9 protein-coding genes are annotated in these 17,071 nt (G+C 42.4%); all 9 read right to left on the minus strand.

Going from position 1 to position 17,071, the window contains the following annotated elements; translation table 11 throughout:
- Positions 1–27 precede the first annotated feature (27 nt).
- The 9 genes from INE92_RS20515 to INE92_RS20555 all read right to left on the minus strand — a co-directional run bounded on the left by INE92_RS20515 (position 28) and on the right by INE92_RS20555 (position 17,066).
- Entirely contained in the window at positions 28–1,776 is a 1,749-nt protein-coding gene (locus tag INE92_RS20515; RefSeq protein WP_004310365.1) for a leucine-rich repeat domain-containing protein, read from the minus strand.
- Positions 1,777–1,813: 37 nt separating this feature from the next.
- Complete coding sequence (locus INE92_RS20520) at positions 1,814–5,323, minus strand: alpha-galactosidase (RefSeq protein WP_015532089.1); 3,510 nt, start codon at positions 5,321–5,323, stop codon at positions 1,814–1,816.
- The gene (locus INE92_RS20525; protein WP_015532090.1) at positions 5,320–7,419 is read right to left on the minus strand and encodes a glycoside hydrolase family 36 protein; all 2,100 of its coding nucleotides are present in this window, start codon (positions 7,417–7,419) and stop codon (positions 5,320–5,322) included. The genes INE92_RS20520 and INE92_RS20525 overlap by 4 nt, the downstream gene beginning before the upstream one ends.
- Before the next feature lie 12 nt (positions 7,420–7,431).
- Positions 7,432–8,586, minus strand: a complete 1,155-nt coding sequence (locus tag INE92_RS20530; RefSeq protein ID WP_008649023.1) for an MFS transporter — start codon at positions 8,584–8,586, stop codon at positions 7,432–7,434.
- Positions 8,587–8,722: 136 nt separating this feature from the next.
- Complete coding sequence (locus INE92_RS20535) at positions 8,723–10,324, minus strand: glycoside hydrolase (RefSeq protein ID WP_211421243.1); 1,602 nt, start codon at positions 10,322–10,324, stop codon at positions 8,723–8,725.
- A 22-nt stretch (positions 10,325–10,346) separates the two neighbouring features.
- Positions 10,347–10,925 (minus strand): SIS domain-containing protein, encoded by a 579-nt coding sequence (locus INE92_RS20540; RefSeq protein ID WP_004310374.1) that lies wholly within the window; start codon positions 10,923–10,925, stop codon positions 10,347–10,349.
- 5 nt (positions 10,926–10,930) lie between these two features.
- Positions 10,931–11,899, minus strand: coding sequence for an ROK family protein (locus tag INE92_RS20545; protein WP_004310376.1), 969 nt, complete (start codon positions 11,897–11,899; stop codon positions 10,931–10,933).
- Positions 11,900–11,904: 5 nt separating this feature from the next.
- Positions 11,905–14,307, minus strand: a complete 2,403-nt coding sequence (locus INE92_RS20550; protein ID WP_015532092.1) for a glycoside hydrolase family 2 protein — start codon at positions 14,305–14,307, stop codon at positions 11,905–11,907.
- 122 nt (positions 14,308–14,429) lie between these two features.
- Positions 14,430–17,066, minus strand: a complete 2,637-nt coding sequence (locus INE92_RS20555; protein ID WP_004310380.1) for a family 78 glycoside hydrolase catalytic domain — start codon at positions 17,064–17,066, stop codon at positions 14,430–14,432.
- Positions 17,067–17,071 lie beyond the last annotated feature (5 nt).

Here is a 17,071-nt window from a genome sequence, read left to right on the forward strand (position 1 = left end):
ACTATAACGTTTAAGATTGTTTTCTGTCTAATTAAATGAACTCAACATTTTATCCTTGTCGTATCCTATGTATTCATAGCGTTCTATCCGGACACCTTGATTCTTTGCGGTAATACATGGGCTTGTGCCATTCCATGGGCTATCCATCCACCATTCTTCTACTAGTAGCTTCCTTTGAGTTGAAGAGCTGTCGGTAAATGAGAACTGAACTTTTGAGGCATCTACAGCTCCACCGGAGTAACCTAGTACGGAATAAGTACCTGCCAGATTACGCAGATCAACATAAGTGAGCGGACAACCGGATGCATTTAGTGATGTGATGGATTTGCACCGGTTTATATCCAGATATGCTAATCCCGGATTGTTGCTCACATCTATAGAGGTTATCATATACTGATCGCCAGAAATGAATTTGGTTAATCCTGCATTCTTGGCACTGAAAGTCTGAATTCCTTTCTCATCTACCGGACCTGCCGTGTAGCTGGTACTGATTGCGTATTTACTAAGATCGATTTCTCCCAGATTATTTCCATCCAGAATGAGGTTTTTGTATCCGCAGAAGTATTGTAGTCCTTCCAGATTAGTGATTCCCTTATTGCTAAGATCAAGGGTCGTGTTATTCCTGAAGTATTCAGTATTCAGAGCAGCCACTGTCAGAACTTTATCTCCATCGAATACATCCGGAACCAATGCTTTGAGTGCGTTTCGCAGATTGATATCAGGAATTTCTCCGTACTTTTTCATTGTCTTCTGATATTTTCCGTAACTGTAATAATAGTTGTTGTTTCCATCGGGATAGTCGTGCATCCAGTCGTACCCTTCCACTGTCACTCCATTATTGATGGCATCTACGATAGAACCGCTATTGCTGTAGTATGAGTCCATCCACCAGGATTCCATTTTCAGGAGTCGTTCTTTACTTGCGTCATCGCTGAAAGTAAATTTGAAGTCTGTGCTGTTGTAGTTCAGACATCCGCCATAGATACTGTGGTAATTGCGTACATCCAGATATACCAGTTTACAGTTTAGAGCAGAGAACTTCTCAATGTTATAACAATAATACAGGTCGACAGATTCTAGTTTGGTACTTCCATCTATGTTGAGAGATACCAATGTCGTGTTCGGCTGTTCCGAAGTGGCTAGTTCCAGTTTGGTCAGACCAGTGTTTTGTGCAGTCAGTTCAGACAGTCTGGATAGTACTTCTGCAGGAATTTCACTGATATCATTATTGTTGCAGATCAGTTTCCGAATGTTGCTGAAATATTCGAGTCCCTCCAGAGAAGTGATATTTTTATCGCTGATATTTAGTGTGCCATCAGTGAAAGTGACATATTTAGCACTGGAAGATATCTTTTCTCCTTTAAATATATCAGGGAAAAGAGCAGACAAGGCATTACGCAGGTTTTCGTCGGGCATAACTCCAACAGTACTGTTGATGACGCCTAATGTTCGCATTTTGCTACCGCGTACCAATACAAGTCCATAAGAATCTTTGGTGGCCGTAGAGGGGTAAAGTACCGTGATATGATCGGATTGTACTTCTCTGGTTTCCATGTAGATGGGCTGTTCGGTTCCTCCTGAAAGGGGAGAAAGAGCCAGTACATCACAGTCGATAAAGCCATTTCCCTGAATGGTAATCTCTGTGCCCAGGGATTCTTCCGAAATATCCGGAAGCACTACATTGGTTACTCCTAGGTCTGTGCCTAACTTTTCGTCTTCACATCCCAAAAGGAATACCATTCCAAGCATTAATAAAATGTAGAAATGTGTTTTCATAAATACTATTTGTTTAATGAATAAATAGAGTACATAGTTATTCTTGTTTTAAGACGATCACAGAATGAGCCGGAAGTAAACATAGAATTTTATCGTTCACTTTGAGAGGCTGGGCGTCCGGAGCCAACATTTGGTCTGTGGTAGGTAAACCGTCTTTGATATAACGGTAAACCTGATAATTCCCTTTGGTTTGCGTATGTTGGTTGATGAGGCTTATTGCTTTCTCCTGGTCCATTCCATTGGCGAAAACATATACCCATTTGCCATTTGTGTTTCGAACAGCAGTTCCTGCATACCATTCTTCCGGTGTTGCTATCGGATAGATTTCAGCTCCCGGGCGTATGAAACGTGTCAACAGAGAATAGGCATAGTACTGTGGGCGTACCTCGTAATCACTTTTGATATCGTTGTAGTATGGTTCCGAAGCGTATGTTTTCTTTACATACTTCCATAAACCCAGTTGCTGCATTGCTCCGTAGTCTGCATCCTTACCATAGTATTGGTCTATCAGGCTCCAATAGCTAACACCGCTTGCTCCTGCATTGAGTAGATTGATGGCTATGCGTGTCATGAGTACTCCTCGTTCATACAAGTCGATATCTTTTTGTCTGGTGGCACCTACGCATTGATTACCTCCGAATTCACCGATGAAATGGGCTTTCCCAACTGAAGAGGCCAATTGAGAGTTTTGTTTTTCCCAATCCAGAATTGTGGAGTTCGGAGTTTCGTAGCCGAAGATATAGGTGTGGGAGTTGAATACGTCAGCAACGTTCGCCAGTCCTTTCGTGCAGGCTGCCAGATATTTATGCGTTCCTGTACCTCCGTCTGAATTGTCAGAAAGGCTGAAATGTACTTTATTTCTTATTCCATCCTCTTTGAAACGTCTGTCGAGTACTTTACACATTTCAATATAGTCGGCGGTGGGAGCAGCTTTACCTTTGATGATATATGACCAATCTGGTTCGTTGATCGGAGTAATCTCTTTGACGCACGTGTATTTTTTGTTGTTGAGCAGGTGTTGTACAAGTGCGGAAAAGTTTTCGCTCCATTCTTCATAGTTAGTCGGGGCTACTACCCAGTTACCATAATTCCCTTCGGTCAGGAAATGTCCCGGAGGGGCTCCCCAAAGTACAAGGGTGACTTCCATTTTCTGTTCTTGTGCCATATCCAATACTTTGTAGAGTGATTGCATTTCTACAGAGTTGAAAGTGAAATTATGCCAGTCGATTTTGGATGCATCCGGATTGTCATTCTTTGGCTCATACCATTGTGGCATCACCATCACCCGTAAGCTTTGCAGTCCCATTTCTTTGACACGTTTCACAACGATGCGATCCCAGTCTTCAGCTTTAGCTCCATCATTGCGGGTCACATTTTGTGAGAGAAAGTGGGGATCTAGTTCTGCACCTATAGCACGGAGCTTTACACCGGTTTTCTTTCCTACAGAAAGTTTCTGTATGGCAGTTGTTGAACTTTGGTATTTGATTATCAGACTACTTTGCGGGTTATCCAGTGTCAGCGTGAAGCCGTTAGCCAGTTCTTTACCGGTTTTCTTTATAGCTTCTCCTGTATCTTTATTGGTGAGTATATAAGTGTGGTCAGGGTGTAGCCCTGATAAATTGACAGTATAGCTCTTGTCCGGATTGTCTTTGCGGCGGAAAGCTACGATGTATCCGCTGTCATCCGACGGACGATAAAGTTGGTATGCTAGCCAGATATTTTCCGAAGTAATGTTGTTTATTCCACTCAACGGATAGTAATCTTCATAGAAATAGGGGCGGAGTTCTTTGAACTCTGCCTGGCGGTCGCGCATATCATAGATGGATTGTCCAGCTTCGGTTATTTTCCAGTTGTAGATAATAGAGGTTCCGAGGCTGGAACGGAAAGTGAATTTATCGGCACTCACAGTTCCTGTACCATGCAGGGGAAGGTATAAGTTCAATCCGTAAGTATGGCATTGATAGCCGATTGGTTCTCCATAACTGTAATCTGTTCTCCACATCGGTGCACTGCGTGAGATACTTTCGAGGTCAATACGGCGTCCGCCACTGGCACAATTATCAACCAGCAAGCCCGGAAAGCGGTTCAGCAGATATTCCCAGAAAGAATAAAGTCCTTCAATGTATCGGATTTCGCAGATACCTTGTCTGCCAGGTTCATCATTGGCAGCCCAGAAACCTTCCGGCTCTATATTGAAATCCTGGCGGTAGTAGTCTATGCCATTTTCTTCGAGGAAGTCTCCGATATATTTACTCATCCATCGACATGCCTCCGGATTTCCGAGATTGAATAGATAAGAGTCGTGCTCACCATCTTTTGTCCAGTCTTCCTGTTTGGCTTTTCCTCTGGCATCCAACATCCATTGAGGGTGTTGCAGTGCCCAAGCTGAGCCTTTCATAACACGCTCCGGTTCAAACCATACCATGAACTTGGAACCAACTCTATGCACTTCGTCGGCGATGGGGCGTAATCCTTCGGGGAAACGAATAGAGTCGACGGTCCAGTTTCCTACGGTGTTCGCCCAATTCTTATGATTGGCTACATCTGCAGAGTGATTGTACCATCCGGCATCCAGCCAGAATACTTCGGGTACTAATTTGAATTGTTCATACCGTTTCACCATAGCAATGGCATAATCTGTAGTCAGGCAGGTATATTCATTACAGGGAGTAGGATCACCGTAGTTGAAACTGGTCGATATTGGATATACGGTCGGTTTACCACCTACTTTCCAAGTGTGGTGGGCTTGCACGAAACGGCGGAACTGGTTGTGTCCTTTCATCCGGTCGGAACCGTTCCAGAATGACAGGCATACACTGGAAGTGCGGATGCTCTCTTCCGGATACAGATAGGTTTTCAAACGTTCAATTCCGGAGGTAAGCGCTACGCTTTGCTGGTCTGCACAGCGCACATCGGCAAACCAGGTTCCTGTCCATCCGATGGCTACGATAACTCCTTGATTAGCCGGAGATTCAATATTGAAGAATGGCATACGCATTTGTGAAGAGCGTCCACCTTCCGGTCTCATATAAAGATTATCACCCGGAGACAAGATTGTAAGTTGCTGGCTGAAATCTGATTTGGATGCATGGCTGCCTTCGGAATGATGAAGGTTGAATGCTCCCGGATGCTGGTAGCGGAATGTGATATCAGACACTTTTATGTTGGCAATCTCCGGCGTATTTTTCTTTCCCTGGTTGGTGAAACGGAGTACCCATTCCACCGTATTGAAGTCGGTAAAGCCTTTCACTTCACATTCGACTTTTAATCCTCCGGATGGTTCACGATAAGTATAAAGGTATTTCAGAACCTTGGGATCGTCACTTTTCTGACGCGTAGCCGTATAAGACCAGCTTTTGATAAATTCCTGTGAAGGTTTACCTCCATATTCGAAAGAGAAAGGAGGGACCACACCGCGGGCAAAGTGGGTGGTTATCCATTGGCTGGTGTTTACCGGGCGGTCGCTCATGCGGGCTACCGTCTGTCCTGTTCCATTATGAGGGAACAGAAGCAGAATGAATAGATAATATAGTATTCTTTTTTTCATTCTTTATTCGGTTTTTCGTTGGTAACTTTATATTTTAGTAATAAGGAACTATGTGGCTTTTCGAGGATCAGTGGCAACTGACTGGTCAGTTCTTTTCCCTGATAGATTTTGCTCTGTCGGCTATCCATGTCTGTCACTGTATAGTATTTTTCCGGATCCACTCCTGAAAGTCTGACGGTGATTTTTTTGTCTTTGGAGGCGGTTCTGCGGAAAGCAACGATAATACCACTGTCGTCCGACGGACGATGCATTTGATAGGCTAGCCAGATATTATCCCGCGTCATGTCTTCTGTACCCGTCAGTGGGTAATAATCTTCGTAATAGTAAGGTCTGATTTCGTGGAATTCTTTCAGACAACGTTGCATTTCGTAAACGGAGGCATTTTTATCGGTTATTTTCCAGTTATAAATCAAAGCTGTGCTGACGCTTGAGCGGAAAGAATACGGATCGGTCTGTAAACTACCTGTTCCATGTAAAGGTAGGAAGAAATTCAGGCCATACGTGTGACATTGGTAGCCGTCCGGATCGTCGTAATGATAATAATCACTCCTCCATAGTGGTGCGCTTCGGCCGATTGTTTCCCAGTCAATACGTCGTCCCCCACTGGCACAGTTGTCTATGAGCAGGTTCGGGAATCGGCTCAGCAGATAATCCCAGAAGTAGTATAGTCCTTCGATGTGTCGTATCTCTTTCATTCCTGTACGTCCGGGCTCATCGTTGGCTGCCCAGTAGATATCCGGCTGCATATTGAAATCCTGACGGTAATAGTCTATGCTGTTTTCTTCGAGCATATCGCCTATATATTTACTCATCCAGTGGCAGGCTTCCGGATTTCCCAGATCGAACAGTAGGTAGGTGTCATTGTTGTGTTCGGGAATGTCGAGCATCCAGTCGGGGTGTTCTACTGCCCATTGGGTACCACGGATGACACGCTCGGGTTCGAACCAGACCATGAATTTAGCTCCTACTTTGTGTATTTCGTCGGCTACAGGACGAAGTCCTTTGGGGAAGCGCAATGTATCTACAGTCCAGTTACCGGCTGTGTTGGCCCAGGTCTTGCCATGTTCGAAGTCTGCAGCATCGGTGTTCCATCCGGCATCCAGCCAGAATACTTCGGGCTTCAATCCGAACTGTATGTAACGTTTCACCATGGCAATGGCATAATCGGCTGTCAGGCATGAGTATTCCGTACAAGGTGCGGGGTCCCGATAGTTGAATCCGCTGGAAAGAGGATATTCGGCAAATTTTCCGTTGATTTTCCGTGACTTGTGTGCCAGGACAAAACGGCGGAATTTATTGTGTCCTGCCATCCGGTCGATATTTTCCCAAAACATCAGACTGATACTTGGGGTACGAATTGTTTCCTGTGGACGTAAGTATAATTTCATGGTTTTCATTCCCGAAGCCATGGATATTGTACGATTATCTTGTGCGCATACATCTGCATACCAGGTGCCCGACCAGCCTACTCCTAATATGACTCCCTGTCCGGCAGGTGATTCAATGTTGAAGAAAGGAAGATAGTCCCCTTCTGAAGAGCGTCCTCCTTGTGGAGACATCTGTTTGGTTTCACCCGTTGCCAGAGTAACCGAACGTGGATGGAAATCATATTTGGAGATATGGTTTCCGTCTGCATAGTGTAACTTGAATTCTCCTTTAGAAGCGTATTGCATGGCAAGGTCCACTACTTTCACTTGTTCCAGAGTGGGAGAGTTGCTCGTACCTTTGTTGGTGAAGTTCAATACCCATTCGGCAGCCTGATAACTGGGATAGCCTTTTACGGTACATTCTACTTTCAGTCCGTTGGTAGGATTGTAGTAGGTAAAGAGATACTTTATCACATCCGCTTCTTCGGATTCTATCTTTTGCTGGGAATAGTCCCATTGGCGGATAAATTCTGCGGAAGGTTTCCCGTCACATATAAACGAGAACGGAGGTGTTTTTCCTTTAGCGAATTGTTTCTGAATCCATTTTTCGATTTCAGGAATGTATTTGGAGATTTTAGCCGTCGTCTGACCCACGGCTATGATGCTCCACACACTCATAATCAGTAATGAGAACAGGAATTTCGATTCGATTTTCTTGAAATGTTTCATTAGAATATAGGTTTATGTGGTTTTTATTTTTCTCATTATTCCGATCAGATAGCACCATACAATGGCAAGTACTATGATTGCAGATAACTGACTGTGGAATGAATCGGTAATTACTCCTAAAATAGGCGGGAGGACGGCACCGCCAGATACACCGACGATAAGAAGTGCAGATACTTCGTTCGCTTTCTCGGGAACACGTTTCAAAGACAGAGAGAAGATGATGGAAAACAGATTGGCATATCCTATCCCGAAAACTGCTACACATCCGAGGATAAACCAGAGATTAGTGCTAATGGTCATCAGTATCAATCCTGCGAGAGCTATCCAGACGCTATAAATATAGAATTTACTTTCTGAATATTTCATCAGTAGGATACCACCCAAAAAGGCTCCTACAGTGCGGGCGAAGAAATACACACTATTTCCCATTCCTGCATCTGTCAGTGGTAGATCACAACGTTCCATCAGGAATTTAGGGAAAGTCATATTGATACCTACGTCTACACCTACCAGCACGAGAATACCGATAAAGAAAGCAAGAATGTATTTGTCTTTGAATAATTCAAGAGTGACTTTGAAAGAAATGTTCTTCCGTTCCTGTTGTTTTTCTTGTATAGGGGTAAGCCATAGCCATATCAAAGCGAGCAGTGACAGTCCGGCATAAACGGGGAATATCATTTTCCATCCGAAAAAACTACCAGTCACCCAAGCTGCCAGGATAGGACCCAGGAATGAACTGACTGCTTTGACAAATTGTCCTAGGGTTAATGTACCTGTCAACTTATCGTTTGCAACGACATCCGTTACTAATGGGTTGAGTGAAACTTGCAATAGAGTGTTACCGATACCTATCAAGGCAAATGCGATTAATATGGCGGTAAAGTCATATGCAACGAGTGGAAGGCACATAGCTAATACATGGAATGCGAAGCTAAGTAATACGGTTTTCTTGCGTCCGATGCGATTCATTAACATTCCGGTGGGAATAGAAAGCACCAGGAACCACAAGAAACAGGATAGAGAGATGAGATTAACCATCGTATCGGTGAGATGGCTGAAATCATTCTTCACATAGCTCGTGGTTATTCCGACAATGTCAACAAATCCCATAACGAAGAATCCGAACATGACGGAGAGCATTTTTACTATGGATATTTCTTTTTTCATTCGTGTACTTTTGATGATAAATTACTTGGTTGGTGGGCATATATATCCAGCACGGCGGATATATATGGCTAACATGGTGAATATATATGCCCAATACGGTGTATATATATCCCCACTAAATGGGGTGTATATACTTCTATTTTTGTACTAATACCCTGATTGATGAACGAGATAATTTAAGTTTTAGGTTATTCTCTTGCGTGTTGACCGTTTCTGTTGATTCTATAAGATTATCACCTTCCGGTAGGCGTCCTTCCATATATTTGTAGACATTGTATTCTCCATTGGCACCTTCTTTATCATTTTCCAACTGTATCATCTTGTCTTTGTCTGTAGCGTTGGAAAGTACATACGTCCATTTTCCCTCTGTGTTGAGAAAAGCACTTCCGGCTATCAACTCGTCGCCGAGATCCAATGGATATACTTCGTCGCCCTGGCGGACAAAACGTGTCAACAGACTATATGCATAGTATTGAGGACGTACCTCGTAGTCTTCCTTGATTTTGGAATATACATCTGGGTCTTCGGTATAAGCGGATTTTAGATATTTCCATAAACCGAGTTGCTGCATTTCCGAATAGGAGGCATTGCGGTTATAATATTGATCGATCAGACTCCAGTAGCTTACTCCGCAAGCACCGGCATTCAGATAGTTCAGAGCAACGCGGATTATCTGTACCCCTCGCGTATACGTGTCTATACCATATTGACGGGCACTTCCGTATCCAGGAAAACCGAATTCTCCAACAAAATGTCTTTTACCTCCTGCAGAAGCTATATTTTGACGTTCCCAATTTACGATAGTCGAATTAGGGGTGTTGTAGTCAAACTTGTATACATGAGAGTTATACAGGTCGGCTTCATCGTTTGTGAAAGCGGAAACACAGGCAGCGATATATCCGGGTGTACCGTCTGTATTGTCAGAAAGGTTGAAGTGTACCTTACTGCGTATTCCATCTGCTTTAAACTTGGCATCCAGTGCTTTCACCATGGGGGCGTAGGTGTCCTGCCAACCCATGGTTTCAAAATCACCTTGCCACATGATGCGGCCGTAACCTGCTATATGACTGTCAGGTTCATTGAATGGAGTAATTTGATTGATACAGGTATAATGCTTTTCTTCAATCAGGTATTTCACCATTGTGGAGAAGTTTTCAGCAAATTCTTCATAGTTATCTATACCGGCAATCCAACCCGGATTAACGTTATAACTTCGTGCATCACACAAGAAATGCTTTTGACCATTGTTAATGCCTGATAGTAAGTCGATATTGGTAATGGCTCCCCATACGACTAATGTCACTCCGATATTATTCTCCTGGGCCAGATCCAATACTTTGTATACAGATTGCATTTCTTCCGAATCAAAAGTGAATTTGCTCATATCCGCGACATTAGGATCGTTGTTGTCATTGGAGGGTTCCCACCATTGTGGCTGCATCATGATTCGGAATTGTTGTACTTTCATTTTCTTTACCCGTTGTACAACTATATTTTCCCAATCTTCAGCCTTTGAACCATCATTGCGGGTGATGTTTTGTGAGAAGAAGTGTGGATCCATCTCGACACCGATAGCATGAACCGGAGTTCCTGTTGAATTCCCTACTGCAACAGGATAATAGTTGCAAGCCGGGCAATCGTCATATTTGTTATAATCATCCGAGCAGGCGGACATTCCCCAAAGTGTGCAAACAATACTCAATAGAGTTTTACTGATATGTGTCATTTTCATTGCCATATTGATTAAATTTAGTAGGTTATTATTCAAAGCCTAATTCTGCCTCAATTGCCTGAATCAGAATGTGGATAACTTTGATGTGAATTTCTTGTATTCTGTCGGAATGTGCTGCTCGTGGCGCGCAGACTGCAATGTCTGCCAGTCGTGACAGTTCATTCTCTCCTTTTGAAGTCAGCGCTATCACTTTCATTCCATTGTTGTGTGCTTGTACGGCAGCTTTCAGTATGTTCTCGGAATGTCCGCTTGTGCTGATGGCCAATAATACATCTCCCTTACATCCCATAGCTTCTACATAGCGGGAGAAGATCTCGTTGAACGAAAAATCATTTCCCACACAGGTCATGTAAGCCGGGTCATTGATTGCAATTGCCGGTAGCGGGATGCGGTTGTTGCGGTAACGTCCGGTTAGTTCTTCTGCAAAGTGGGTGGCGTCACATAAAGAACCTCCATTACCACAGCTGATAATCTTATTTCCGGCTTTTAATGCTTCGGCGCAGGTAGAGGCTGCCTGTGAAATAATCCCGACTGTTGTTGTTTCCTCAAGAAAGCTCTCCAACGTTTGCCGAGCCTCTTCCAGTGTTGTTTCAATAAGCTCTTTCATAATAGTTAATCGGTTAAGTTAGCGGCTACAGAAAGAGCTGCATAATCTCCTATCTGCTCTCCCAAGGCGGCTGGTTTCACTTTACATACTCTGTTTGCACAGGATAATGCTTCCTGATCGATTATCTTTTGCATGATGGGTTCCATCATATTTTTATTCCGGGTATAGATGCCACCTATCACAATGACTTCCGGATTCAAGATATCGATCACCATGGATAATCCTTTTCCCAGATAAATAGCAGACGTCTCATATATGCTTTGGGCTAATTTATCACCTTTGGCAGCTTCTTCAGCCACTTTTCGGGCAGTAAGCTGATCTAGTTCCTGTAAGGTACACCATTCAACTTTCTGTCCGGTCTGCAATTTCTCCATCACATACATTTTGGAGAGTTGAGCAATACCTCCACCGCTGGCAAATCCCTCAAAAGAGCCCTTTTTACCGTAACCTATCGGACCGAAATCCGACAGGCGGATATGTCCCAGTTCTCCGGCATTGTCATTGGTGCCCGTATACAGTTTGCCATTTAATATTAATCCTGCTCCCAGTCCCGTACCGAATGTGAGAAAGACCATATTCTTAGTTCCTTTTCCTGCTCCGAACTTCCATTCGGCTAAAGCACAGGCATTGGCATCATTGTGTAGATTGGTTTTAATGCCCGTCTTTTTTTCCACCATTGCCACAATGGGGATGTTGTCCCATCCCGGTAGGTTAGGGGGAGACATCACGATGCCTGTTTCACTGTTGAGAGGACCTCCGCAACAGATTCCAATCGCTTTTGTGTTAGTAGGGGTTAGCTGGTGGAGGTTCATCATCTTTTCGGTTTCACAGAGAATTCTGTCTATTGTTTCGTCGACTGTGGTCGTATCAAATTTCTTTTTGTCGATGATATGTAGCTCGTCGTTTTCTTTGATACCGTAGATGATGGCGCATTTGGTGCCTCCTACGTCAATTCCTAACAAGTTCTCTTTCATAACTATTATTTTTTAGCGTATAATCCGGTTTTTTGTAACAGCCGCTTGTATTCTTTCAAGTTGAAAGGTGCCTTGCCGTATAGGTAATGATTCATGAATTTCTGATTACCGATCTGGTATTGGATCAGATAGATTCCTTGACCGCTTTCTTCCGGTAGTGAGGCTATTCTGACCTTTTGATTGGCTGGAATACGGAAAGTGCTCTCATAGATTTTACGTCCCGAGGATGCATCTGTTACCGTTACATTACCACTTTGTACGTTGCGTGTGTCATTCGTTCCTATCAGTGGGTAATTTCCGCCTTCTGCATCATTGATTAGTACACAAACATCCTGTTGAACATTCTTGATGAAATAATATGCCATCTTCTTTGAATTGTAGTAGTCAACAATCGCATCAGAGATCACTGGCCATCCATCCCGCAGGTTCCACCAGACAATACCAGTCTTGTCGTCAAACTTCTTTCCACGCCACATTTCTATGAAATATTTCATAGCTTCTGCCTGTACGGATTGAGAAGCGAATATAAAATCATCCAGTTTGGAGGGAACTTCACCAAAAAGTAAACGTACCTGATTAATCATAAGATTATTGCGATCGAATGTCTTTCCCCATTCTGGGAATCTACGAACAGATTTGGTAACCCATTCATCATTCCATTCATGATTTTTTGTCCAGGGATATACGGCATCTTTTGTCATCATTTTCTGGAGACTTTCTAAATTAGGGCAGCCGTGATAGCCGATTTCACTGACAAAGCAGCAGGTAGCATCCGTATAGAATTTGTCTTTGTAATATCCTCTGGGACCCCATAAATGGTTTTCTGGTAAATATTGGTCAGCACTTCCTCTTTCATATACCGCTTGGCTGTAGTAAGGAGAGCTGGGAAGATAAGGGCGAGTAGGGTCAAACTCATAAATAACTGCCGGGAGGACCTTGCGGCTAACTACATCCTGATTTGGATTAATATTAAATGGTTGCAAAGACCAGCGCAGTGCACAATCGTCTTCATTATTTCCTGACCATAAAACGAGTGATGGATGATTGCGTAACTTGCATACAACGGAAATGGCCTCTTCTTCCAATGCTTGTGTAAATGAGCTGCGTTGAGGATAGAAAGTACATCCCATCGTAAAATCCTGCCATACCATAATGCCCTTTTCATCGCATAAATTAAAGAAATGATGATCTTCATACACGTTGCCACCCCAACAACGTATCATATTGCAGTTTAATTCTACAGCCATGCGGATAGATTCGTCTACGAAAGAATGATCCCGGCTATGGAGTGCATCCATGGGTACCCAATTGGTTCCGTGAATAAAAATAGGTTCTCCATTGACTATGAAACAGAATTTACCCGGATGATCCGGTGGGAGGTTGATGTCTGTAATGTCTAGTTGAATCGTGCGGAGGCCTACCCGTTTATTATCTGTTGATAAAATAGTGCCGTCAGAATCTACTAACTCTACTTTTGCATCATATAAAGCCGGTTCTCCATATCCTCTTGGCCACCATAAATCAGCATTCTTGATTTCCATTATATATCGGAATGCTGGGGAAACGACAACAGAGCTTCCTTTATATATTTCTTTCCCATGGCGACTTAATGTATATACGGCTTTCACTTTGTCGAACTTTTCGAAAGGTAGTTTTACTTGTACATCAGTATACAAACGTACATTTCTGGTAGCAGTGTCTACATTGGCGACCATATAGTGAACATCTGTGAGACGTGCCGGATTCAATACGCGTAATTCTACATCTCTCCACAAACCTGCACTGACTAATCGTGGCAGAATGTCCCATCCATAGGTGTGCGGAGCTTTTCTGATGAATACGGATTCTTCAGACGGGAAGTTTCCAATACTGAATGTCCCTAACAGATGTTTTTGTCCTTCAATAACAGATGAACGGAGTATCACTTGGAGTTGATTGCTTTCTCCTGCTTTTATTTCTTTAGTTACATTAAAAGCATGTTCAATCATCATATTTTCTGCTTTGCCAATGTGCTTTCCATTCAGCCATATATCGGCCAGACAGTCTATTCCGGCAAAGAAGAGTTGATATTGTTGTCCTGGTTTTAGTTGTGGCGCTACGAATGATTTGGAATAACACCATTGATAGCCTTCCCATTTGCGTAATTCATTTACATTACTGCCAATCATCGGATCTTTAATTAAGTTGGCAGCCATTAGGTCTAGTTCTACATTACCGGGGACTTGGGCTGATAGATGTTTCACTTCAGCTAGTTGCATGTCCTTGGGCGAAGTTATAGGTTCTTCAGGTTGCATCCAATAAGAGAGTTCCCATGTTCCATTTAAGGAGATGGAACTACCGGAATCGGCAAAAACACCACTTGTACAAGTGAGAAATATCAAAAATAGCAGTGTACTGATTTTATTCATTGTTAATAGATTTGATTGATGGTGTGACAAAGTAACTAGTGTTATATTTTTATAGTATTACATAACGGTCTCATTTTTGCTTCTTTATATACCTCTATTAAACCTCCTTTCTTTTGTTTCAATTAAAATGTGAGTTGATGTTTTCCTGACCTTAAATCTATCTTTTTACCATTATATTCTACTGTTGCATTCGTATTGACTGGGATCGTGACTTTGAGAATCACTTGTTCTCCTTTACGTTCCCATTCAGAACGAATGATTCCGTTTACAGATTTATATTCTGCTTTTACCCAGTCAAGACCTTTTACGAAATGAGGTTGGATAAGAATATGTTTGAATCCGGGTTTCTGTTCATCATAATTAATGCCTGCCAATATATTGTACATCCATGCATTAATGTCTCCAAGAAACATGTGATTTACGGAGGCATCTCTAAATTCAGGTGAAAGTATCCATGTTTCTGCTAGTGTAGTGAAACCTTGTTTTATCCAATTGCCCCAAGATGGAGCTTCTTCTTGTGCGGCCATCTGATATGCCAAGTCAGCATATCCATATTTGGAAAGCATCCGCAGGACTGTTTTACTGCCTAAAACTCCAAAATCGAGCAGGTTTTTATTGGCTTTTATCATCGTAGAAAGATTATCTGCAACCTGCTGTTCGTATTCTTTAGGAACGATTCCAAGGTATAAGGCAACTCCTTGTGCTGCTTGCGAACCATTGGCATAAATAGCTTTGGATGTGTCGAAGTATTTGTGATTGATAAGCAATTTCAATTCTTCTGCTTTCTTAGCATAACTACTACCATCTTTTCCAATGAGTTCTGCAAATTTAGCCATATACAGATTGTCTAAATAATAATAGCAGGTAGTGGTGAATTCTGTAGGGGTTTGTGTTTTATGGAATACCCAGTCACCAATTCCGTAAGTTACGGTTCCTTCCGCGTCCTCGCGTCCTGCGAGGTAGGCAAGGTATTTGGTGCATACAGGCCATAGTTTTTCGATGCTTCTTGTATCTCCATAGTAGTGGTAAATTGCCATTGGCACGATAAACATGGCAGCATCCCATACAGGACCTATCCAGTCATCATAGCCCCATCCGGAACTAGGAATGATTCCCGATATACGTCCTTCTTCATTTTGATTATCAATCATATCATCCAGCCATTTTTCATAGAAAGTAATACCATCGAAGTTTAATAATCCTAAATCCATTGTTATGTGTGCATCGGCAGTCCATCCATTTTTCTCTCGTTGGGGACAGTCAGTCGGGATACTCATCAGATTTGATAAATATGATTGATTAGCAGCTTTCCATATTTTATTTAATAGTTCATTTGAACAACTGAATTTACCAACAGGAGGAACAGCCGTATGTATGAATTGAGCGGTTAAGCTCTCTTTAGTAAGTTTTACAGGACGATCTGAACGAACTTCTACATATTGAAATCCATGATATGTAAAATCTGGAGTGAATGTACCTTGTTTTCCGTCCAATATATAAGTGTCTGTTTGAAAAGCGAGGCCAGGTAATGGTTTGTAGTAAATATCTAAGTTGCGCATTTCCAAGCGTCCGTTATCTTTTAGCAATTCGCCGTGTTGCATACTGACTTTAGTGCCTTTCTTGCCATTGATAGAAAGAGTACAGACCCCTGACATATTAACTCCAAAATCGTATACATAGACTGTATCACCAAAAGAACGCATATTGATTGGAGTGATAAATTGTTCCGTTTCAATAGCAGGCATGTTTTGTGATACTAGTAGGGGAGAAGGGGCAGCCACCTGAATTGCATTTGTCCATTTAGAGTCATCAAAACCCGGTTTGTCCCATCCAGCAATTGCAAGACATGCATCATAGGTATCACCACTATAAATATTGTTTTGTATATAAGGACCGGTACTCGTTTTCCAAGTAGAATCTGAATGGATGGTTTGCTTTTCTCCATTTTTATATAATATCTCCATTTCGCAGATCATTCTTGGGCGGTTACGCCAGCGGGCTTGCTCATAGCTCCATGTTGCTACAGGGGCCGATTCGTTGTAGAATCCGTTCCCAAGTATTGCAGATAGTACGTTCTCTCCTTTGAGCAGTTGTGAAGTGACGTCGTATGTGTTATACAGATTTCTTTTATCATAATGAGTAAAACCCGGATTGAGATGTGATGATGTTATTGATTTACCATTTAATGTCATTTTATAATATGCAGCGGCACTTACATATAATCTTGCTTGTTGTATATCATCTTGAGCGATAAACGACTTGCGCAACATGGGCGCTGGCGTATAATCTTTATCATGATTATCAGTAATCCATACTCCTGTCCAGTCACTTTGGTTGAGTTGAGCTGTTTCAAAACTGGATATAGGAGAGATAATCTTATGTTCCTTTGTTTTATCCCATGCTATTACTTGCCAGTAATAACGAGTTCTGGATTTCAATTTTTCTGATCCTTGATAGGTCGCATGAGGAGTGTCAGAGTAAATAGTGTCAGATTGCCAGCTATTATCGGATGAGTTTCTCAAATCTTGTTCCCGGGTGGCGATATATAGCTGATAGCTGTCTTGAGAAAACTCTGTTGCATCTTCATTATTGGTTGTGTAATTCCAAGTAAAACGCGGTGCTGGTGAATCAATGCCAATTGGAGAAATTTGATATTCACATCGCATATTTTCAATATCAATGTTGTTACTGCTGCATGCCCATACTAGAAGTCCTAATAGAGCCAGCATGTATTTTTCATTTTTAATTTGGAACTTCATAATTC

It is taken from the genome of Bacteroides xylanisolvens (assembly GCF_018289135.1).
GTDB classification, from domain to species: domain Bacteria; phylum Bacteroidota; class Bacteroidia; order Bacteroidales; family Bacteroidaceae; genus Bacteroides; species Bacteroides xylanisolvens.

Bases quoted from the DNA above. Each gene is read 5' to 3' on its own strand.
- INE92_RS20515 (WP_004310365.1), bottom strand. From the start codon at position 1,776: ATGAAAACACATTTCTACATTTTATTAATGCTTGGAATGGTATTCCTT.
- INE92_RS20520 (WP_015532089.1), bottom strand. From the start codon at position 5,323: ATGAAAAAAAGAATACTATATTATCTATTCATTCTGCTTCTGTTCCCT.
- INE92_RS20525 (WP_015532090.1), bottom strand. From the start codon at position 7,419: ATGAAACATTTCAAGAAAATCGAATCGAAATTCCTGTTCTCATTACTG.
- INE92_RS20530 (WP_008649023.1), bottom strand. From the start codon at position 8,586: ATGAAAAAAGAAATATCCATAGTAAAAATGCTCTCCGTCATGTTCGGA.
- INE92_RS20535 (WP_211421243.1), bottom strand. From the start codon at position 10,324: ATGGCAATGAAAATGACACATATCAGTAAAACTCTATTGAGTATTGTT.
- INE92_RS20540 (WP_004310374.1), bottom strand. From the start codon at position 10,925: ATGAAAGAGCTTATTGAAACAACACTGGAAGAGGCTCGGCAAACGTTG.
- INE92_RS20545 (WP_004310376.1), bottom strand. From the start codon at position 11,899: ATGAAAGAGAACTTGTTAGGAATTGACGTAGGAGGCACCAAATGCGCC.
- INE92_RS20550 (WP_015532092.1), bottom strand. From the start codon at position 14,307: ATGAATAAAATCAGTACACTGCTATTTTTGATATTTCTCACTTGTACA.
- INE92_RS20555 (WP_004310380.1), bottom strand. From the start codon at position 17,066: ATGAAGTTCCAAATTAAAAATGAAAAATACATGCTGGCTCTATTAGGA.